Raw genomic sequence first — 21,084 nt, 5'->3', positions numbered from 1 at the left:
GTCCTCGTCGCGAAGGGATGGAGTCGCGAAGGGATGGAGTCGCGAAGGGACTGGTCAGTAGAGCGCTGCCGCAAGCTTGCGACGTGCAGCCACCACGAATGGCTCCGCCGTGTCGAACAGCTCGAACAGCTCCAGTAGCCGTGTGCGTGCTGCAGTGCGGTCGTCGCCGGCGCTGCGCTTGACGAAAGCGATGATCCGCTCGAAGGCCGCCTCGGGGTCCTGCGCGGACAGTTCGGCGTCGGCCGCAACGAGTTGCGCCTCGAGATCTGCGGGAGCAGCATCCGCACGCGCTATCGCATCCGCAGGAATGCCCTGGGACCGGGCCAGGAATTTCACCTGCCGTAGCGCGGCCTTGGCATCGGCATTGTCGGGCTCGGAGTTGAGAATCAGGTTGTACGCGGCTTCGGCGCCCTCGAAGTCGCCCTGCTCGAGAGCCTGTTCGGCAGTGGTGAAACGCGGATCCGCGGGCTGCTCGGCCGGCTCACCTTCCGCAGAGGGAGGGCCCGACAACTTGCCTTCGACAGCCTGGGCGATCGCCTCCAGCCACTGTCGCAGAGCCGGTTCGGGTTGGACGCCTTGGAAGTCTGCCAGTGGCTGCCCTGCGGCAATCGCAACGACGGTCGGTACCGACTGGACTCCGAAGGCCTGGGCGATCCGAGGGTTGGCGTCGACGTCGACCTTGGCGAGCACCCACGCGCCTGCGGCCTCGGTGGCGAGCTTCTCGAGAAGTGGCGAGAGTTGTTTGCAGGGCTCGCACCAGGTGGCCCACAGGTCCACGATGACGGGCACCTGGGTCGAGCGCTGGAGCACTTCGGTTTCGAAGGTGGCCTCGGTGACGTCCACGATCGGCGGGAGTGCACCTTGCGTGCCGTCACCGGAGGGGGGGTGGAGGAGGCGGCGTGGCAGCCCTCTCTTTGAGGGGCGCGAGATCCACCGCGCCGGACAGCGCCGCGGCCGCGGCGGCGGAACGTGAAGGACGGGAACCGGGTCGAGTCACGCCTTCCAGTTTGGCATGCCGCGGCCGCTGAAGCTGCGGACGGTCAGACGGTGGCGGGTGCGTCCTTGCGGCTACCGGGCTCGGAGAGTTCCGCGAGGCGGCCGGTCTTGACGGCCCAGCGCTCGAAGACGATGGTGCCGAACGGCGGGACACTCGACACGAGCGCCAGGAACGTGGTCTTGATGTCCCACTTCAGCGCCCACGCGGTGATGAAGGTGACGACGACGAACAGCATGAATCCGGCAATGCCGTGCACCATGCCGGGGATGCGGATGGCTTCCTCGTACCCGAGAACCCATTTGAAGAACATCGCGATCAGCAGGGCCAGCCAGGTCACGGCCTCCCAGATGGCCACGAGGCGGAACCTCTTCGCGGGAGTGGACAGGTCGAAGATCGTCGTCATAAGGGCCATTGTGCCCATTAATCTACGACGACTCGTAGTGGAGTGAGAGACATCACGGCCCTCGACGCTGGACGTCGAGGGCCGTGAGGGGTTCGAGTTCGAGGATCAGGCCTTCGGCACCCGTACGATCAGCGCGTCGCCTTGCCCGCCACCACCGCACAACGCAGCCGCACCGATGCCGCCGCCGCGGCGCTTCAGCTCCAACGCGAGATGCAGCGCGATGCGGGCGCCGGACATACCGAGCGGGTGTCCGAGTGCGATCGCCCCACCGTTGACGTTGACCTTGCCAGCATCGATGCCGAGCTCGCGAGCCGATGCGATACCCACTGCGGCGAACGCCTCGTTGATCTCGACGAGATCGAGATCCGCGGGGGCGATGCCCTCGCGGTCACACGCCTTGGCGATCGCGCGGGCCGGCTGCTGCTGCAACGTCGAGTCGGGGCCTGCGACGACACCCGACGCACCGATCTCCGCGATCCAGCTCAGACCGAGCTCCTCGGCCTTGGCCTTGCTCATCACGACCACCGCTGCCGCACCGTCCGAGATCTGGGATGCCGAGCCTGCGGTGACAGTGCCGTCCTTCGCGAACGCAGGACGCAACTTGCCGAGCGATTCGACGGTGGTGTCGGCGCGGATGCCCTCGTCGGTGGCGAATACGATCGGATCGCCTTTGCGCTGCTGGATCGACACGGGCACGACCTCGTCGTCGAACAGACCGTCCTTCCAGGCACGCGCCGCATTCTGGTGCGAGGCCGCGGCGAACGCGTCCTGCTCCTCACGAGAAACGAAATCGGAATCGGCATTCGCCGATTCGGTCAGCAGTCCCATCGCCTGGTCGGTGAAGATGTCGTGCAGACCGTCGTAGGCCATGTGATCGCGCAGAGTGACATCGCCGTACTTGAATCCGGCGCGGCTCTTCTCGAGCATGTGCGGGGCCTGCGTCATCGACTCCTGGCCGCCTGCGACGACGATGTCGAACTCGCCCGCGCGGATCAATTGATCGGCCATCGCGATGGCATTGAGGCCCGACAGACACACTTTGTTGATGGTCAGAGCCGGTACATCCATCGGGATGCCTGCGGCAACAGCGGCTTGACGTGCGGGGATCTGGCCGGCGCCTGCAGTGAGCACCTGGCCCATGATCACGTAATCGACCTTCTCCGGCTCGACCCCGGCTTTGTCCAGGGCGCCTTTGATGGCGACACCGCCGAGATCGGCTCCCGAGAAGTCCTTCAACGAACCCTGCAGGCGGCCCATCGGTGTACGGGCTCCAGCGACAATGACAGAACTGCTCACGGGAAATGTCCTCCGAATAGACAATGCGGATGCTCACTCGGTGGAATACCTGGGACCCGATATGAGCTTGACCAACGGTACCGCTACCGTCAGAGGCATGACCGAGACCTCTCCCACAATGTCGCCTGCAGCGGCCGCTCTGTCCTCCGGGCTCGTCACGGCGATCGATCACGTCGGCATCGCCGTGCCCGATCTCGACGCCGCACTCACGTGGTACGCCGAGAACGTCGGGCTCGTGTCCACGCACGAAGAGATCAACGAGGAGCAGGGTGTCCGGGAGGCCATGCTCTCCGTTCCCGGCAGTCCCGACGGCGCCACCCAGATCCAGCTGCTGGCCCCGCTCGACGAGAACTCGACGATCGCGAAGTTCATCGACCGTAGCGGCCCCGGGTTGCAGCAGCTCGCTTACCGGGTCACCGACCTCGATGCGATCTCCACGCACCTGCGTGAACAAGGCGTGCGGCTTCTGTACGACGCACCGCGCCGCGGCACCGCCGACTCGCGGATCAACTTCCTGCATCCGAAGGATGCCGGTGGCGTTCTGGTGGAGCTCGTCGAGCCCGCCGCGAACTCCGCTCACTGACCCGATGCGTGGGTAGCTCCAGCACTGTGGTGCTGGAGCTGCCCAAGTGATTCCGGATTCGAGCGGGTAGATTGGCTTCATGGTCTTCGATCGTGATCGCGCTCCCAGTCACCTGCCGTTCTCCCTCGTGCGGAAGGGCTTCGACCGCGACGAGGTGACCAACTACTTCGCCCGATTCGAAGCCGAGCTCCGCGTGACGGCAACCGACCGCGACGCGGCATCCGCACAGGCCCGGGATCTGGCCCGTCAGCTGGAGAATGCACGGAACGAGATCGACGATCTGCGCAAGGACGTCGATCGCCTCTCGGTTCCTCCGACCACCGCCGAAGGCATGAGCGACCGCATCTCCCGGATGCTCCGATTGGCATCCGACGAAGCGTCGGAGCTTCGAGCCCGCGCTGAGAGTGATGCCGCCGAGATGGTCTCTCTCGCCGAGCAAGAAGGCATTCGTCTCCGCGGTGATTTCGAGAAGCGACTCGAGGACCTCGAGAATCGGCGCCTCGCCTGCGAGGAAGAACACTCCCGCACGATGGCTGCCGCGCGCGCCGAAGCCGACCGGATCATTGCCGCCGCGCGCGCCGAGGCCGACCGTCGTGCCGCCGAGGCCGAAAGCAAGCGCGAGCAGGTGCAGCAGGACTTCGAGATCACGATGTCCGAACGCCGGTCGAAACTACTCGGTTCACTCGACGAGCTCGAGCGCTCGAGCAAGGGCGAAGCAGAGCGTCGCCTCGAACAGGCCACCTCCGAAGCGAGCCGACGCCTCGCGGTGGCCACCGAGGCCTCCGAACGCAAGATCGCGAACGCCAAGGGGCTCACCGAGGAATTGCTCGTCATGCGGGGACGCATTCTCGGCCAGCTCGATGCCGTCCGTGAACAACTCGACGGCGTACCCGACATGCTCGCGGCGGTAACCGAGGAAACCGACCTCCTTGCCCGCAACCTCTCGGACGACACCGCAGCACCGTCGGATGCCGGGGACGACTCGTCCGCCCAGCCCGCACCGAAGGCCGAGCCCGACAGTGCCCAGCGCGGAGGCAACAACGGCGACCCCGGCACCACGAACTCGGGACCGGGGTCCGGCAAGCCCGGCGCCCGCACCGAAAAGAGTGCGAGCAACAGCACGGACTCGAGCGAAGCCGAAGCACGCGTGAGCGATCGAGGCACAACGCCGAAGGCTCCGAAGCAGACTCAGCAGCCCGCTCCGGCCCGAGGCGAGTCTCCGCGTCCCGGTGGCAGTGGCCGTTCGCCTGCGGTGGCGAGCAGAGTACGGCGGTAGTCGCAACCACGCCGGGTCCAGGATCGCAGTCAGGTCAGGACCGCCGTCGGGTCAGGACCGCCGTCGGGTCAGGACCACCGTCGGGTCGGCCCCCGCCGTGCGCGGGCCGACCAGCATCCGTTGTGCCAATGCCGACGATCATCGGCGCCGCCGGGAACGTCGGTCGACCACGCCACGATGTGGGGCGTCCCGGGCGCGATCTCGTGGTCGCATCCCGGACAGCGATACGGCTTCGTCGCTCGCGACCCCGGCACCGTCCGCACCGTGAACTGTTCGGACTCCGCACCGGCAGGTCCCGACTCGGACCGCGTGGTCGCCCAACCGAAAGACGACGACTCCGAGCCCGACGACTCAGCGTCCGCCTTTGAGTGTTTGCGCGACGCATGAGGACGATTCCGGCGTGGCATGGCTCAGAACAGCCGGAATTCGGTGCTCTCGGTCCCCCGCAACGCCTCGTAATCGAGTACCAGGCAGCGGATACCGCGATCGGTCGCGAGCGTCTTGGCCTGCGGCTTGATCTGCTGGGCGGCAAACACTCCGCTCACGGGCGCGAGAAGCGGATCCCGATTGAGCAGTTCGAGATAGCGCGTGAGCTGTTCCACCCCGTCGATCTCGCCACGCCGCTTGATCTCGACCGCGACGGTAGCGCCGTCGGCATCGCGGCAGAGTAGGTCGACAGGGCCGATGGCCGTAGGAAACTCGCGGCGCACCAGACTGTATCCCGCACCGAGGGTTTCCACATGTTCGGCGAGCAGTTCCTGCAGGTGCGCTTCGACGCCGTCCTTGATCAGGCCCGGATCGACTCCGAGTTCATGGCTCGAGTCGTGCTCGATCTCCTCGATGGTGATGCGCAACTGCTCGCCGGCCTTGTTCGTGACCACCCAGAGCGCCTCGGCATCCTCCTCTGGAGCCTCTTCCGACAACCAGCACGGCGGGCTCATCCAGTTGAGGGGTTTGTAGGCACGGTCGTCGGCATGCACGCTCACCGACCCGTCCGCTTTCACCAACAACAATCGGCGTGCGGTGGGAAGGTGTGCGGTCAGACGTCCGATGTAGTCGACACGGCAACGAGCAATCACTAGGCGCACAGAGCCCACCCTAAAGGATGACCTCGTCTACGCTCGAACGACCATGTCAGCACGCAACAGCCGTACCGCGCCGCTCGGTTCCGCGATCCTGGGACAGCCGGAGGAGCCGGTCCGGCGACTCCGAATTCGGGTCCAGTCGTTGCTGACTCTCTCGCTGGCAGGCACTCACATCGTCGGCGCATTGATCGCAGCGACCCTCATCAATGTCGTGATCCCCGGGCCGTCGTTGCTCACCTCGGAGTTTCTCATTGTGATCGCCGTCCTCGCCCCGGCGTATGTGGTCGTGGCGATCGTGGTCGGGACCATTCTCGGCACCCGCTACGGTGTGGATCATCTGGGCTGGGCTCTCGACGGCCGTCGTCCCACCGCCCGAGAGCAACGGACAGCCCTGAATCTGCCGCTGCGGATGACCCTGCAACAGGGTTTGCTCTGGGTCATCGGGCTGGTCCTGTTCACCACGTGTCTCGGGATAATCGATCCCGACACTATTCCCAAGGTGTCCATCACGATCCTGCTCGCCGGAACCACCGTGTGCGGATTCGTCTACCTGTTCACCGAATTCGCGCTTCGGCCGATCGCAGCAAGGGCGCTCGAGGCAGGGGCACCCCGACGTCATCGCTTTGCCGGAACCACCGGCCGGGTGATGCTCGCGTGGGCCCTCGGCAGCAGTATCCCCGTGATCGGACTGATGCTCATCGCGGTGTTCAGTTTCATTCGGCCGGTAACCCCGGTCCGTTTCGCTGTGACCATCCTCGCGCTCGGCAGCATCACCCTGCTCGTCGGTTCGTTGCTGCTGTTCCTCAGCGTGCGCTCGAGTATTGCCCCGATCGAATCGGTGCAATACGGCATGTCACAGATCGAGAAAGGCGACCTGGACACCAAGATCGTGGTGTACGACGGGACCGAACTGGGCGAACTCCAGGCCGGATTCAACCGTATGGCCGATGGATTGCGGGAACGCGAGCGCATCAGAGAGGTCTTCGGTAGGCACGTCGGACGAGATGTCGCAGCCGAAGCTCTCGAGAGCGCAGACATCCTCGGCGGCGAGGAGCGTGATGTCGCGGTGCTGTTCATCGACATCGTCGGGTCTACGGCCCTGGCAAGCGAGCGGCCCCCTGTCGAAGTCGTCGCCTTGCTCAATCGCTTCTTCGCGGTGGTCGTGGAGGAAGTCCACCGCGCCGGTGGGTCGGTCAACAAGTTCGAGGGTGACGCGGCGCTGGCGATCTTCGGTGCACCGCTGCGGGTCGACGATGCGTCGGGTCGTGCGTTGCGGACCGCTCGCACGATGGCACATCGACTCGCAGCCGAGGTCCCCGAGTGTCGCGCCGGGATCGGGGTCGCGGCAGGTCGGGCGGTCGCGGGAAACATAGGTGCCGCAGAACGTTTCGAGTACACCGTCATCGGCGACCCGGTGAACGAGGCGGCGCGTTTGTCCGACCTCGCGAAAACCGTGCCGGGCTACGTCCTTGCATCGAGTCGCGCCCTCGACACCGCCACGAGCGACGAGGCATCCGAATGGACCGTGCAGAACGAAATCACATTGCGCGGCCGGGCAGAGGCCACTCGGCTGGCAGTACCGACCGAGTGACCTCGATCCCTCACTCCCCTGCGAGGACTGCGTCGAGAAACTTGCGTGTCCGCTCCTCTGTCGGATTGGTGAAAATGATCTCGGGCGGTCCCTGTTCGATGATTCGCCCCTTGTCGAACATCAGAACACGGTTGGAGACGTCCCGAGCGAAGTGCATTTCGTGCGTGACGATCAACATCGTGATATCGGTGGTGTCCGCGATCTGCCGCAGAACGTCGAGCACGTCGGCGACCAGCTCCGGGTCGAGCGCTGATGTCACCTCGTCGAGCAGCAGGATGTCGGGATCCATCGCCAGTGCGCGGGCGATGGCCACGCGCTGCTGTTGACCACCCGACAGCTGAGTCGGGTGCGCTCTCTCCTTGTCGGACAGACCCACCATCGCGAGTAGTTCGCGCGCCCGAGCTTCCGCGTCGGCCTTCTTGCGACCCAGCACGTGGATGGGCGCCTCGGTGAGGTTCTCCATGACGTTCATGTTCGGAAACAGGTTGAAATGCTGAAACACCATGCCGATGCTCTGCCGCACTTTGCGCAGATGCTTCTCGGAAGCGGGAACAAGCTTCGTTCCCTTGCGTTCGTGGCTCAACGGCTCTCCCTTGACCCACACCACGCCGCCGTCGACTTTCTCCAAGGTCATGAGAAGCCTCAGGATCGTGGTCTTGCCCGAGCCACTCGGCCCGATCAGGGTCACTCGGTCGCCGGGGGCGACATCGAAGTCGAGGTGGTCGAGCACGACGTTGTCGCCGAACTGCTTCACTACGGATTCGAACCGGATCATCGGCTCGTCCGACGTTCCGCCACTGGATGGATCCGCACCTCCACCGGTGTCCTTGGTCAGATCAGTAGGCAAGGCGACGCTCCAATCGGCGAATCAGCAATGAGGTCGGGTAGCTCGCAATCAGGAAGATCAATCCGGCCAATGTCAACGGCTCGAGATACTGGAAATTCCTGGCACCGAACTGCTGTGCTGCAGTGACCATCTCGACCACGGAAATGGTGAAGAGAAACGGCGTGTCCTTGAACATCGAGACTGCGTAATTTCCCAGCGCAGGAACCACCCGGCGTACGGCCTGCGGCAAGATGACCGCCCGCCACGTACGGATGCTCGGCAACGACAACGCCCTTGCTGCCTCCCACTGCCCCACAGGTACGGCTTCGATCCCAGCCCGATACACCTCGGCCATGTACGTCGCGTAATGGATGCCCAATACCGTGATACCGATCTGCAGCGCACTGAACTGCGGAAGCATGTAGTACACGAAGAGCAACTGGACGACCAACGGTGTGAGGCGAATGAACTCGACGACGGCGCCGAGCACCATCGACAAGGGACGCGGCAGACTTCGTCGGGCGATTGCCACGACCAAGCCCAACACTGCGGCGAGAACGAAACCGAGGACGGTGGCGAGCAGGGTTATCTTGAATCCTTCGAGCAACACCGGAAGCGCATCCCAGGCGCGTTGCCAACTCCAGTCGACGGTCATGTCTTCACCTCCTCGGGCTTGTCGATCACCGGTGCGAGGCCGAAGATCTCACGCATCGATGGACCTGTCCCCAGCCTGCTCTTCGCCCGTACCTCGAGCGCATTCATCAACAGTGTCAACGCATATCCCACAATGAAGTACAAGACGAGCCCGACACCGAAGGCAAACAGGGTGTCGCCGGTGGTGCGACGTAACTGCTCGATCTCGAAGGTCAGGTCCTGCAAGAGGATATAGCTTGCGAGCGCTGTCCCCTTGAGCAGCTGGATCAGCAAGTTCGTCAGCGGTGGGATCATTTCAGCCCATGCTTGCGGAAAGATGACTCTCCGAAGACGTTGCCAATAACTGAAATTCAGCGCTGTCGCGGCCTCCCATTGCGGACGCGGGACCGACGCGATCGCGCCGCGCACCACTTCCGCACCGTACGCACCGTAGTTCAACGACAGTGCGAGGATGCCGCACACGATCGGCTCGAGCCGGTAGCCGAACAGCGGCATGACATAGAAGAACCAGAACAACTGCACCAGAAGCGAAGTGCCCCTGAAGAACTCGATGACAATCCGGGAACTCCCCCTCAGGACCAGGTTCTTCGCGCCGGCCGCCAACCCGAAGGCGACGGCCAGCAGGAACGCGAAGAACGCACTACCGATCGTGAGGTAGAGAGTGACCAGGATTCCATCGAGTATTCGAGGAAACGCACTGGTCAGCGCCTCGATCTTCGAACCGAAATCCATTCTGGCGAACCCGCTCTCAGGAGACGCCCTCGCAGAGCATCGCCGTGGTCAGTTCCGGATCGGGCAATTCCTCTTCGGTGAAACCGAATTCACCGACGATCGACAGGTACTTGTCCTTGTCCGACGTGATCTTCTGAAGCTCCTCGTTGTAGGCGTCGCGAAGTTCTTCGTCGCCCAAGCGGAAGACGGTGCCGCCCGCACCGACCTGAGGCACTCCGTCGATCTCGGCAACGAATGACTGCGTGACGTCGACCGGTGCCGACTCGTTGTTCTGCTTCATCCAGTTGAGCGAGATACCGGTGAGAGCGAAGACATCGGCACGACCGTTGATCACCGCATCCATGCCGTCCTGCGCGGATGCGACCTGCATCGCGTCGATTCCCGACTCCGCGGCATAGTCCGACTCGATCGCGCCCGTCATGACCGCCAGGCTGGCGCCCGCGTCGCTGATCGACTGGATGTCCGACAGGTTCTGAGGATTGCCCTCAGGCACCATCAACGCTGTCGTGTAGTTGAACTCGGGCTCGCTGAACAGCGCCTGCTCGCATCGCTGCGGCAGGATGGACATGCCGGCACTGACGACGTCGAACCGACCCGCTTGGAGACCGGGAATGAGCGCACCGAAGTCGGTGGCGACGCCTTCCACGTTCTCGATACCGAGGTTCTTGAAGATCTCACGGTGAAGTGCAACGGTCGCGCCGGTGAGTTCACCGTCCTCCATGAAGCTGTACGGGGCCTCGCCGGCGAATCCGACAGTGACAGTTCCGGCCTCTCGCAAGCTCTCGAGGGACGTCCCACCCTCCGTACTTCCGGTGTCCGTACTGGTACAGCCGGCAATCGACGCACCGACCAATCCCAGTCCGGCAACACCAGCGGCGAACTTCACGGCCGCGTTTCTACCAAGTCGCATACTCATCGTCCCAATCCCTTTCGTCGTCACTAGGAACGACCCGGGAGGATCCGTACCGCCTTGCAGCACGACCCAACGGATCTGCCCAGCGGACGTTACCGACAGAAAGAGTCAAACCGGAAACCAGAATCGCGTTGTTACCATCTCGTAACCTACGCGGAGGCTGCAGCGCGGACCGGGACACGGAACTGTTCAGACAACACGAAGGGGGACCCACAAAGTGAGTCCCCCTTCGGAACGGGTGCACGGCGGCGACCTACTCTCCCACACCCTGACGAGTGCAGTACCATCGGCGCAGACAGGCTTAGCTTCCGGGTTCGGAATGGGACCGGGCGTTTCCCCATCGCTATAACCACCGTAACTCTATGAAACTATACCCACGCTCACGCGTGTCGAACCGAGTGAACACAGCCCCCTCACATCAGGAGCTCCGCCCACCCAATTCTGACGAATCGGGTGCTGTTTCAGACACCGCACAGTGGACGCGTAACACCTTCATGATAAGTCCTCGGCCTATTAGTACCAGTCACCTCCACACATTACTGCGCTTCCAGTTCCGGCCTATCAACCCGGTGGTCTGCCGGGGGCCTTACCCCAATAAAGGGTGAGAAACCTCATCTTGGAACAGGCTTCCCGCTTAGATGCTTTCAGCGGTTATCCCTTCCGAACGTAGCCAACCAGCCATGCCCCTGGCGGGACAACTGGCACACCAGAGGTTCGTCCGTCCCGGTCCTCTCGTACTAGGGACAGCCTTCCTCAAGTTTCTTACGCGCGCGGCGGATAGAGACCGAACTGTCTCACGACGTTCTAAACCCAGCTCGCGTGCCGCTTTAATGGGCGAACAGCCCAACCCTTGGGACCTACTCCAGCCCCAGGATGCGACGAGCCGACATCGAGGTGCCAAACCATCCCGTCGATATGGACTCTTGGGGAAGATCAGCCTGTTATCCCCGGGGTACCTTTTATCCGTTGAGCGACACCGCTTCCACATGCCGGTGCCGGATCACTAGTCCCGACTTTCGTCCCTGCTCGACCTGTCAGTCTCACAGTCAAGCTCCCTTGTGCACTTACACTCAACACCTGATTGCCAACCAGGCTGAGGGAACCTTTGGGCGCCTCCGTTACATTTTAGGAGGCAACCGCCCCAGTTAAACTACCCACCAGGCACTGTCCCTGAACCCGATCAGGGCCCGAGGTTAGACATCCAATACGATCAGAGTGGTATTTCAACAACGACTCCACAAACACTGGCGTGCCCGCTTCACAGTCTCCCACCTATCCTACACAAACCGAACCGAACACCAATACCAAGCTATAGTGAAGGTCCCGGGGTCTTTTCGTCCTGCCGCGCGTAACGAGCATCTTTACTCGTAATGCAATTTCGCCGAGTCTGTGGTCGAGACAGCAGAGAAGTCGTTACGCCATTCGTGCAGGTCGGAACTTACCCGACAAGGAATTTCGCTACCTTAGGATGGTTATAGTTACCACCGCCGTTTACTGGGGCTTAAATTCTCAGCTTCGCCACCACAAGGGCAGCTAACCGGTCCTCTTAACCTTCCAGCACCGGGCAGGCGTCAGTCCGTATACATCGTCTTACGACTTCGCACGGACCTGTGTTTTTAGTAAACAGTCGCTTCTCTCTGGTCTCTGCGACCCCACCCAGCTCACACCGTAAAGGCGATCACCAGACGAGGTCCCCCTTCTCCCGAAGTTACGGGGGCATTTTGCCGAGTTCCTTAACCACAGTTATCTCGATCGCCTCAGTATTCTCTACCTGACCACCTGTGTCGGTTTGGGGTACGGGCCATGTGAAAGCTCGCTAGAGGCTTTTCTCGGCAGCATAGGATCACTGAATTCACCACAACGGCTACGCATCACCTCTCAGGCACATGAGTGGCGGATTTGCCTACCACTCGCCCTACAGGCTTACACCGGCTATTCCACCAGCCGGCCCAGCTACCTTCCTGCGTCACCCCATCGCTTGACTACTACCACCGAAGGTCCCGTGCATCCACACACCCATCCCCCGAAGGGAACAGACCTGCTTCAGGACGGTTAGTACCAGTGATTCATCAGGGGCGCGTTCACACGGGTACGGGAATATCAACCCGTTGTCCATCGACTACGCCTGTCGGCCTCGCCTTAGGTCCCGACTCACCCTGGGCGGATTAACCTGGCCCAGGAACCCTTGGTCATTCGGCGGACGAGTTTCTCACTCGTCTTTCGCTACTCATGCCTGCATTCTCACTCGCATGGCCTCCACAACTAGTTCACACTGCTGCTTCCACGGCCACACGACGCTCCCCTACCCATCCACACCACTGCACAAGTTTCCGCAGAAACAAGCGTGTGTCATGCGAATGCCGCGGCTTCGGCGGTGTACTTGAGCCCCGCTACATTGTCGGCGCAGGACCACTTGACCAGTGAGCTATTACGCACTCTTTCAAGGGTGGCTGCTTCTAAGCCAACCTCCTGGTTGTCTCAGCGATCCCACATCCTTTTCCACTTAGTACACGCTTAGGGGCCTTAGCCGGCGATCTGGGCTGTTTCCCTCTCGACTACGAAGCTTATCCCCCGCAGTCTCACTGCCGCGCTCTCACACCCTGGCATTCGGAGTTTGGCTGACGTCAGTAACCTTGTAGGGCCCATCGGCCATCCAGTAGCTCTACCTCCAGAGTGAAACACGCGACGCTGCACCTAAATGCATTTCGGGGAGAACCAGCTATCACGGAGTTTGATTGGCCTTTCACCCCTACCCACAACTCATCCCCTCAGTTTTCAACCTAAGTGGGTTCGGGCCTCCACGACGTCTTACCATCGCTTCACCCTGGCCATGGGTAGATCACTCCGCTTCGGGTCTAGAACATGCCACTGCACCGCCCTATTCGGACTCGCTTTCGCTACGGCTACCCCACACGGGTTAACCTCGCGACATGCCACTAACTCGCAGGCTCATTCTTCAAAAGGCACGCCATCACCCACCAGCCACCAAAGACTGCACAGGCTCTGACGGATTGTAAGCGCACGGTTTCAGGTACTATTTCACTCCCCTCCCGGGGTACTTTTCATCTTTCCCTCACGGTACTAGTCCGCTATCGGTCACCAGGGAGTATTCAGGCTTATCGGGTGGTCCCGACAGATTCACACCGGATTTCACGGGCCCGGTGCTACTTGGGTACCTTTCACGAGAGCCGGCAAATTTTCGTCTACGGGATTCTCACCCTCTACGACAGGCCGTTCCAGACCACTTCGACTAATCCACCGGTTTCTTACTCTCGCTCATCATGACAGTGATGAGAAGAAAAGCCCCACAACCCCACAAGTGCAACCCCTGCCAGGTATCACACACCCATGGTTTGGCCTCTTCCGCGTTCGCTCGCCACTACTGACGGAATCACATATTGTTTTCTCTTCCTGTGGGTACTGAGATGTTTCACTTCCCCACGTTCCCTCCACACGCCCTATATATTCAGGCGCGGGTAACACGACATCACTCGTGCTGGGTTTCCCCATTCGGAAATCCTCGGATCACAGCTCGGTTGACAGCTCCCCGAGGCATATCGCAGCCTCCCACGTCCTTCATCGGCTCCTGGTGCCAAGACATCCACCGTACGCTCATAAACACTTACAACAAAGATGCTCGCGTCCACTGTGCAGTTCTCAAACAACACACAACAACCCCTACCGGAACCCACCCTGAAGGCGGAAAACTTTCGCAGGTCATCGTCGCTGATCAAACACAAACAACGTGTTCTCTCAGGACCCAACAGTGCACCGATATAACCCCTCGAATTCGCCACAGTGGACAAACCCGGATGAGAAGTACTTGTCAGCGTTCCACCCATGAGCACCACCGGACAACATGTGTGTCCGTAATGGCTCTGCCTGCTCCCCCGACACCAACGTGTCGATCCGAGACAGGAGATGCTCCTTAGAAAGGAGGTGATCCAGCCGCACCTTCCGGTACGGCTACCTTGTTACGACTTCGTCCCAATCGCCGATCCCACCTTCGACGGCTCCCTCCCACAAGGGGTTAGGCCACCGGCTTCGGGTGTTACCGACTTTCATGACGTGACGGGCGGTGTGTACAAGGCCCGGGAACGTATTCACCGCAGCGTTGCTGATCTGCGATTACTAGCGACTCCGACTTCACGGGGTCGAGTTGCAGACCCCGATCCGAACTGAGACCGGCTTTAAGGGATTCGCTCCACCTCACGGTATCGCAGCCCTCTGTACCGACCATTGTAGCATGTGTGAAGCCCTGGACATAAGGGGCATGATGACTTGACGTCGTCCCCACCTTCCTCCGAGTTGACCCCGGCAGTCTCCTGCGAGTCCCCACCATTACGTGCTGGCAACACAGGACAAGGGTTGCGCTCGTTGCGGGACTTAACCCAACATCTCACGACACGAGCTGACGACAGCCATGCACCACCTGTATACCGACCACAAGGGAAACCACATCTCTGCAGTCGTCCGGTATATGTCAAACCCAGGTAAGGTTCTTCGCGTTGCATCGAATTAATCCACATGCTCCGCCGCTTGTGCGGGCCCCCGTCAATTCCTTTGAGTTTTAGCCTTGCGGCCGTACTCCCCAGGCGGGGCGCTTAATGCGTTAGCTACGGCACGGATCCCGTGGAAGGAAACCCACACCTAGCGCCCACCGTTTACGGCGTGGACTACCAGGGTATCTAATCCTGTTCGCTACCCACGCTTTCGCTCCTCAGCGTCAGTTACTGCCCAGAGACCCGCCTTCGCCACCGGTGTTCCTCCTGATATCTGCGCATTTCACCGCTACACCAGGAATTCCAGTCTCCCCTGCAGTACTCGAGTTTGCCCGTATCGCCTGCAAGCCCGCAGTTGAGCTGCGGGATTTCACAGACGACGCGACAAACCGCCTACGAGCTCTTTACGCCCAGTAATTCCGGACAACGCTCGCACCCTACGTATTACCGCGGCTGCTGGCACGTAGTTGGCCGGTGCTTCTTCTCCAGGTACCGTCACTTGCGCTTCGTCCCTGGTGAAAGAGGTTTACAACCCGAAGGCCGTCATCCCTCACGCGGCGTCGCTGCATCAGGCTTTCGCCCATTGTGCAATATTCCCCACTGCTGCCTCCCGTAGGAGTCTGGGCCGTGTCTCAGTCCCAGTGTGGCCGGTCGCCCTCTCAGGCCGGCTACCCGTCGTCGCCTTGGTAGGCCATTACCCCACCAACAAGCTGATAGGCCGCGGGCTCATCCTGCACCGAAAAACTTTCCACCAAAAACCATGCAGCCTTTGGTCATATCCGGTATTAGACCCAGTTTCCCAGGCTTATCCCGAAGTGCAGGGCAGATCACCCACGTGTTACTCACCCGTTCGCCACTAATCCACCCAGCAAGCTGGGCTTCATCGTTCGACTTGCATGTGTTAAGCACGCCGCCAGCGTTCGTCCTGAGCCAGGATCAAACTCTCCGTTAAAGACTCATAATCAAAACCCCGAAGGGTCGATCAGTCAAAGACATCGAGCCAAATCACTAGCAAAAAAACTCAAACTAGCAAAAACACTGACCACCACAGACGGAAGAATGTGATGATCAGCAAATTCGACCACCGAACATCATCGGTGATCGCACCAAAATAATTGGCACTGACATTCATCGGCACACTGTTGAGTTCTCAAAGAACACGCACACACCTTTGATCCCGGACCGTTGTCCGTTTTCTCGGGGGTTACTTGTTCGTTCTCACAACCACTTTCGGAAGCGGTGCGGCCTCCAACCTTACCAGAAGATTGATGGCCGGTGAAACTTTCAGGCGCCTTCGTCCAACCTCGTTGTCCCTGACCTTGCGGTCCGGGTCGGTGTCCGTGTCGCTCTGACCTGGATTAAGTTACGCGACTGTGAACGGACTGCCAAACCCGCTGGTAGGGGAGTTTTCATCCGGTATTCACCCAGGTCAGACGTGCGATACCGGTCCGCACGCGGGCAGATCGCAATTCGTGACACGCAGCACAGCGCTGCGGTAGGTCCCGGCGAGGAAACCGACGTGCGACGAACGACCCGATAGCGCAGGGGATTTCGATGTTCAACGGACGTGGCGCACTTCAACCCACGACCGAACCAGCCGAAGGCTCGGTGGAAGCTCGGGCCTGTCTCACAGAAGCCGGCCACACCTCACACCATCGCAGCCGAACGTTCGGTCTCGCCTGCCGCTCTCCCACCGACTTCGCACGTCGCCACTGGTTCGACGCATCGAAGGCTTCGCGCGCTCTCGGCTGACGTGGGTTTGATCGCGGAGCAGGTTTCGTCGTGCACCAAATGGGTGTAACCGGCATTTCCGTACAACTCCGACGCAAAGATCTCGGCGAGTCCTTCGGCGATCATGTGTTCGCCGACGGTCACCATGTGGGGGACCCACAGGACCCCCGCTTGCTGCAGCGGCGAGCGCTTCGACACCGTCCCTGAGTGCTTTCTCGATACGGGTCCACACTTCACCGAGGAAGTCGGCCCTTACGGCAAGGTCAGACGGCTTCCCCGATCGAGGGGGCTACGTGGCGGTCAGTCCTCGCTACCGACACGCTCGATGTTTCCTCCGAGCTCGCTCAGGATCTCCACGAACCTCGGATATCCGCGATCGATGTGATAGACGTCGTGAACCTCGGTCACCCCATCGGCGCACAAGCCCGCGAGGACGAGTCCCGCTCCGGCACGGATGTCCGATGCCCACACGGGAGCGCTCGACAGTTCTTCGACGCCTCGTACGACAGCGTGGTGTCCGTCGGTACGTGCGTCTGCACCGAGGCGGATCATCTCCTCGACAAATCGGAAGCGCGCCTCGAAGACGTTCTCGGTGATCATCGACGTTCCGTCGGCGACGGCGGCCAGTCCGATCGCCATCGGCTGAAGGTCGGTCGGAAACCCCGGGTACGGCAGCGTCGCGAAGTTGACCGCGCGAGGCCGGTCCTTCTGGACCACGTGGAACCCGTCCATGTGCGGTGTCACCTCCGCGCCTGCCCCCCGAAGCTTCTCGAGGACCAATGCGAGATGCTTCGGGTTCACTCCGCGGACGACCATGTCGCCCCGGGTCATGACTGCGGCGATCCCCCATGTGGCCGCCACGATGCGATCTCCGATGCACCGGTGCGTTGCGGGCTGAAGTGAAGGCACACCGACGATATGAAGCGTCGTGCTTCCGGCACCGGTGATTCGTGCACCCATCTGGACCAGCATCGTGCACAAATCCACAATTTCGGGTTCACGAGCTGCATTGTCGATGGTGGTCTCGCCCTTGGCCAGAACAGCAGCCATGAGAATGTTCTCGGTCGCGCCCACAGAGGGGAACGCCAACCGGATCGCAGCGCCACGCAGATCCTCAGCCTCGGCCACCACACATCCGTGCTCGATCGAGCTTTGTGCACCGAGGAGCCGAAGCCCTGTCTGGTGCATATCGAGAGGACGGGAGCCGATCGCGTCCCCACCGGGCAGGGCCACTACCGCGCGCCTGCACCGCGCGACCAACGGACCGAGCACGCACACGGATGCGCGGAACTGCCGAACCGCAGCGAAGTCAGCGTGGTATTCGGGTTGCGCAGGCGTCGTGATGCGAACTTCGTCGCCCTCGAGCACCACCTCGCAGCCGAGTCCGCGCAGCACATCGGCCATCAGGGGGACGTCGAGGATGTCAGGGCAATTCGTGATCGTGCTGGTGCCCTCGGCCAGAAGGGCCGCTGCCATCAGTTTGAGCACACTGTTCTTGGCACCGCCGACACGGACGTCACCGACCAGCCGGCTACCGCCGGTCACAAGAAAGCGTTCACTCACAACGACACAGCGTAACCAGGTCTCTGCGACTGCATCGGAGCCGGTACCGTGGCGGCCATGGCTGTCCACCTCACAAGGATCTATACCCGCACCGGCGACGACGGAACTACGGGCCTCAGCGACTTCTCCCGAGTATCCAAGAACGACGCGCGGTTGGTCGCGTACGCCGACTGCGACGAGACGAATGCGGCTTTGGGTGTAGCGCTCGCACTCGGGTCCGTTCCGGACCGTGTGGTGCCGGTAATCCAGCAGATCCAGAACGATCTGTTCGACGCAGGCGCCGATCTGTCCACTCCGGTCGCCGAAAACCCCAAGTATCCGCCGCTGCGGATCACACAGGAGTACATCGACCGGCTCGAACGCTGGTGCGACGAATTCAACGAGGAGCTCGAACCGCTGAATTCGTTCATTCTTCCCGGGGGCACTGCAGCGGCAGCGCTACTGCACACGGCACGCACCGTGGCACGCCGCGCGGAACGAGCAGCATGGGCTGCAGTCGACGCCGCGCCCGACACCACGAGTGTTCTCCCTGCGAAGTACCTCAACCGGTTGTCCGACCTGTTGTTCATTCTCAGCCGGCTCACCAACCCGGATGGTGACGTGCTCTGGAAACCCGGCGCGGGAGCCTAGGTCAGGCTCACCCGAGGCGGCGGCGCTGCGAACGTTCGTCCGGCCTGGACTCGAGCCAGGACAGGAACGCCGTACGTGCGCCGCTGTCGAGTGCCACCTCGAAATTGCTGTCATTGTCGACGATGTCGAGAATGACGATGTCGTCGGTCATGATGTCGAATTCGCTCCCCTCAGGAGAACGACGGGACCGCACATCGATGCCCTGGCGACTCATTCGTGAATCCGGGCCCGGCTTGATGCTCGAAAGCTTGTAGAAGACGAGTGTGTTGTCGCCGTAGCGGATGATCCCGTGCCTCCAACCGGAACCATTGCTGCGTGGCATGACACGCACAATCGCGGCGGTACCACCGCGACGCAACTTGATGAAGCGAAAAAGAAGAGCCGCGACGGCAGCCGCGAGCAGCAACACCAGGATGATGAGAACGATCATTCCTACTGACACTGCTCGTCGGCTCCGTCGCGGCTTTCCTTGATGTCTTGCTCAGGCTCGCTCGACGGCGCGCAGGCGCCCCTTGGCCGCCGCGATCTCGGCGTCGTCCTGGCTCTCGGCCAGAACGGCCTTGGCCGCTTCGACGTCGATGGTCTCCACCAGATCTGCGGATTCCGCCAGCACGGTCACGGTCGTCGCGGTCACCGAAAGGAACCCACCGTGCACCGCGAGGACGATACGCTCACCGTCCGCGGTCTTGATGGACACGACACCACCTTCGACGAGCTGGCCGAGGACCGGCTCGTGACCGGCCATCACGCCGATCTCACCTTCAGTGGTCTGAGCGGTGACCAGCGTCGCCGTCCCGGACCACAGGCGCTCCTCGACAGCGACGACGTCCACGGTCATTTCAGCCATCGCGGCCTACTTCCCGGCGATCTTCTTGGCTGCGGCCTCGACGTCGTCGAGTCCACCGCAGCTGTTGAACGCCTGCTCGGGCAGGTGATCGAACTCGCCCTTGCAGACGCGGTCGAACGCCTCGATGGTGTCGGCCAGCGGCACGACGGAGCCCGGCTGGCCGGTGAACTTCTCAGCGACGATGAAGTTCTGGCCGAGGAACTTCTGAAGACGACGTGCACGGTTGACCGTGACCTTGTCCTCTTCGGAGAGCTCGTCCATACCGAGGATGGCGATGATGTCCTGCAGTTCCTTGTACTTCTGCAGGATCCGCTTGACCTCGTTGGCGACGCGGAAGTGATCCGCGCCGACAATGCCGGGCTCGAGGATTCGCGAGGTCGACGTCAGCGGGTCCACAGCGGGGTAGATACCCATCTGCGAAATCGGACGCGAGAGCTCGGTGGTCGCATCGAGGTGCGCGAACGTGGTCGCGGGCGCGGGGTCGGTGTAGTCGTCGGCGGGGACGTAGATCGCCTGCAGCGAGGTGATCGAGCGACCGCGGGTCGAGGTGATGCGCTCCTGGAGCTCACCCATCTCGTCAGCCAGCGTCGGCTGGTAACCCACGGCGGAAGGCATACGACCGAGAAGGGTCGACACCTCCGAACCGGCCTGGGTGAAACGGAAGATGTTGTCGATGAACAGCAGGACGTCCTGGCCCTGAACATCGCGGAAGTACTCCGCCATGGTCAGCGCGGACAGGGCGACGCGCATACGCGTTCCCGGCGGCTCGTCCATCTGGCCGAAGACAAGGGCCGTGTCCTGAAGGACGCCCATCTCTTCCATCTCGAGGTGGAGGTCGGTGCCCTCACGGGTGCGCTCGCCGACGCCGGCGAACACCGACGTGCCGGAGAACTCACGCGCGATACGGGTGATCATCTCCTGGATCAGAACGGTCTTGCCGACACCGGCACCACCGAACAGACCGATCTTGCCGCCCTTGACGTACGGGGTGAGCAGGTCGATGACCTTGATACCGGTCTCGAGGATCTCGGTCTTGCCCTCGAGCTGATCGAAGGCCGGGGGCTTGCGGTGGATGCCCCACTGCTCGCCATCGCGACCGGTGCCCGGTGCGTCGAGGCAGTCGCCCAGCGCGTTGAACACGTGGCCCTTGACGACGTCGCCGACGGGCACGGAGATCGGACGGCCGGAGTCGGTGACGGCTGCGCCGCGCACCAGGCCGTCGGTCGGCTGCATCGAGATCGTGCGGACCAGGTTGTCACCCAGGTGCTGCGCGACCTCGAGGGTCAGGGTCTTCGCCACGGACGGCAGAGTGACCTCTGCGTGCAGGGCGTTGAACAGCTCGGGCACGGCGCCACGCGGGAACTCCACGTCGACGACGGCGCCGATGACGCGGACGACGCGCCCGGCAAGGGCCGACGCCGCACCGGCGTTGTTGTCGGTAACTGCTGCGGTCAT

17 protein-coding genes, 3 rRNA genes and 1 pseudogene are annotated in these 21,084 nt (G+C 62.0%); 4 read left to right on the top strand and 17 right to left on the bottom strand.

Annotation, left to right across the window (positions count from 1 at the left end):
* Positions 1-54 precede the first annotated feature (54 nt).
* The 3 genes and pseudogenes from ACTDXD_RS20795 to ACTDXD_RS20785 form a co-directional block, all read right to left on the bottom strand.
* Positions 55-946 (bottom strand): annotated as a pseudogene (locus tag ACTDXD_RS20795) (tetratricopeptide repeat protein).
* A gap of 94 nt (positions 947-1,040) precedes the next feature.
* Positions 1,041-1,400 (bottom strand): DUF3817 domain-containing protein, encoded by a 360-nt coding sequence (locus ACTDXD_RS20790; RefSeq protein ID WP_440124139.1) that lies wholly within the window; start codon positions 1,398-1,400, stop codon positions 1,041-1,043.
* A 105-nt stretch (positions 1,401-1,505) separates the two neighbouring features.
* The gene (locus ACTDXD_RS20785) at positions 1,506-2,696 is read right to left on the bottom strand and encodes an acetyl-CoA C-acetyltransferase (RefSeq protein WP_440124138.1); all 1,191 of its coding nucleotides are present in this window, start codon (positions 2,694-2,696) and stop codon (positions 1,506-1,508) included.
* Positions 2,697-2,793: 97 nt separating this feature from the next.
* Here ACTDXD_RS20785 and mce point away from each other — a divergent pair, with 97 nt between their 5' ends.
* Both mce and ACTDXD_RS20775 read left to right on the top strand, forming a co-directional pair.
* Positions 2,794-3,279 (top strand): methylmalonyl-CoA epimerase, encoded by a 486-nt coding sequence (mce, locus tag ACTDXD_RS20780; protein ID WP_440124137.1) that lies wholly within the window; start codon positions 2,794-2,796, stop codon positions 3,277-3,279.
* Between the two features lie 79 nt (positions 3,280-3,358).
* The gene (locus tag ACTDXD_RS20775) at positions 3,359-4,555 is read left to right on the top strand and encodes a hypothetical protein (RefSeq protein ID WP_440124136.1); all 1,197 of its coding nucleotides are present in this window, start codon (positions 3,359-3,361) and stop codon (positions 4,553-4,555) included.
* Between the two features lie 68 nt (positions 4,556-4,623).
* Here ACTDXD_RS20775 and ACTDXD_RS20770 read toward each other — a convergent pair whose 3' ends face one another.
* Together ACTDXD_RS20770 and nucS are read right to left on the bottom strand one after the other, a co-directional pair.
* Positions 4,624-4,962 carry an ATP/GTP-binding protein gene (locus ACTDXD_RS20770; protein WP_440124135.1) on the bottom strand — a complete coding sequence of 113 codons (339 nt, stop codon included), beginning with the start codon at positions 4,960-4,962 and terminating at the stop codon, positions 4,624-4,626.
* A 3-nt stretch (positions 4,963-4,965) separates the two neighbouring features.
* Complete coding sequence (gene nucS, locus ACTDXD_RS20765; RefSeq protein WP_440124134.1) at positions 4,966-5,643, bottom strand: endonuclease NucS; 678 nt, start codon at positions 5,641-5,643, stop codon at positions 4,966-4,968.
* A gap of 43 nt (positions 5,644-5,686) precedes the next feature.
* On the opposite strand from nucS, the gene ACTDXD_RS20760 reads away from it, so the two are divergent.
* Entirely contained in the window at positions 5,687-7,231 is a 1,545-nt protein-coding gene (locus ACTDXD_RS20760; protein ID WP_440124133.1) for an adenylate/guanylate cyclase domain-containing protein, read from the top strand.
* A 10-nt stretch (positions 7,232-7,241) separates the two neighbouring features.
* Here ACTDXD_RS20760 and ehuA read toward each other — a convergent pair whose 3' ends face one another.
* From ehuA to murA, 9 genes are all read right to left on the bottom strand, one after another.
* Positions 7,242-8,006, bottom strand: coding sequence for an ectoine/hydroxyectoine ABC transporter ATP-binding protein EhuA (gene ehuA, locus ACTDXD_RS20755; protein WP_440127731.1), 765 nt, complete (start codon positions 8,004-8,006; stop codon positions 7,242-7,244).
* Between the two features lie 61 nt (positions 8,007-8,067).
* Entirely contained in the window at positions 8,068-8,712 is a 645-nt protein-coding gene (gene ehuD / locus ACTDXD_RS20750) for an ectoine/hydroxyectoine ABC transporter permease subunit EhuD (RefSeq protein WP_440124132.1), read from the bottom strand.
* Positions 8,709-9,443 carry an ectoine/hydroxyectoine ABC transporter permease subunit EhuC gene (gene ehuC / locus ACTDXD_RS20745; protein WP_440124131.1) on the bottom strand — a complete coding sequence of 245 codons (735 nt, stop codon included), beginning with the start codon at positions 9,441-9,443 and terminating at the stop codon, positions 8,709-8,711. The genes ehuD and ehuC overlap by 4 nt, the downstream gene beginning before the upstream one ends.
* Before the next feature lie 16 nt (positions 9,444-9,459).
* Entirely contained in the window at positions 9,460-10,359 is a 900-nt protein-coding gene (ehuB, locus tag ACTDXD_RS20740) for an ectoine/hydroxyectoine ABC transporter substrate-binding protein EhuB (RefSeq protein ID WP_440124130.1), read from the bottom strand.
* Positions 10,360-10,596: 237 nt separating this feature from the next.
* Positions 10,597-10,713: ribosomal RNA gene (rrf, locus tag ACTDXD_RS20735) — 5S ribosomal RNA — on the bottom strand.
* Positions 10,714-10,849: 136 nt separating this feature from the next.
* Positions 10,850-13,984: ribosomal RNA gene (locus ACTDXD_RS20730) — 23S ribosomal RNA — on the bottom strand.
* A gap of 304 nt (positions 13,985-14,288) precedes the next feature.
* A 16S ribosomal RNA gene (locus ACTDXD_RS20725) occupies positions 14,289-15,810 on the bottom strand.
* Together the 16S, 23S and 5S rRNA genes form the textbook arrangement of a ribosomal RNA operon.
* A gap of 695 nt (positions 15,811-16,505) precedes the next feature.
* Complete coding sequence (locus ACTDXD_RS20720) at positions 16,506-16,787, bottom strand: DUF2268 domain-containing putative Zn-dependent protease (protein ID WP_440124129.1); 282 nt, start codon at positions 16,785-16,787, stop codon at positions 16,506-16,508.
* Positions 16,788-16,889: 102 nt separating this feature from the next.
* On the bottom strand, positions 16,890-18,152 hold the full coding sequence (gene murA, locus ACTDXD_RS20715; protein ID WP_440124128.1) for a UDP-N-acetylglucosamine 1-carboxyvinyltransferase: 1,263 nt from the start codon (positions 18,150-18,152) through the stop codon (positions 16,890-16,892).
* A gap of 57 nt (positions 18,153-18,209) precedes the next feature.
* Here murA and ACTDXD_RS20710 point away from each other — a divergent pair, with 57 nt between their 5' ends.
* A complete protein-coding gene (locus ACTDXD_RS20710; RefSeq protein WP_440124127.1) occupies positions 18,210-18,782 on the top strand; it encodes a cob(I)yrinic acid a,c-diamide adenosyltransferase in 573 nt (190 codons plus the stop codon).
* Between the two features lie 7 nt (positions 18,783-18,789).
* Here ACTDXD_RS20710 and ACTDXD_RS20705 read toward each other — a convergent pair whose 3' ends face one another.
* Genes ACTDXD_RS20705 through atpD form a run of 3 tightly spaced genes read right to left on the bottom strand, consistent with a single transcriptional unit; the run spans position 18,790 to position 21,084 of the window.
* Positions 18,790-19,212, bottom strand: coding sequence for a DUF2550 domain-containing protein (locus ACTDXD_RS20705; protein WP_440124126.1), 423 nt, complete (start codon positions 19,210-19,212; stop codon positions 18,790-18,792).
* Between the two features lie 51 nt (positions 19,213-19,263).
* A complete protein-coding gene (locus ACTDXD_RS20700; RefSeq protein WP_440124125.1) occupies positions 19,264-19,629 on the bottom strand; it encodes a F0F1 ATP synthase subunit epsilon in 366 nt (121 codons plus the stop codon).
* A 6-nt stretch (positions 19,630-19,635) separates the two neighbouring features.
* Positions 19,636-21,084: a F0F1 ATP synthase subunit beta gene (atpD, locus tag ACTDXD_RS20695; protein WP_169689880.1), complete on the bottom strand. Its 1,449-nt coding sequence runs from the start codon at positions 21,082-21,084 to the stop codon at positions 19,636-19,638.

The sequence above is a fragment of the Rhodococcus sp. SJ-3 genome (genome assembly GCF_051918125.1).
Taxonomy (GTDB): Bacteria; Actinomycetota; Actinomycetes; order Mycobacteriales; family Mycobacteriaceae; genus Rhodococcus.
Note: the sequence above shows the minus strand (reverse complement) of the source record. Positions and strands in the feature narration are given on the sequence as shown.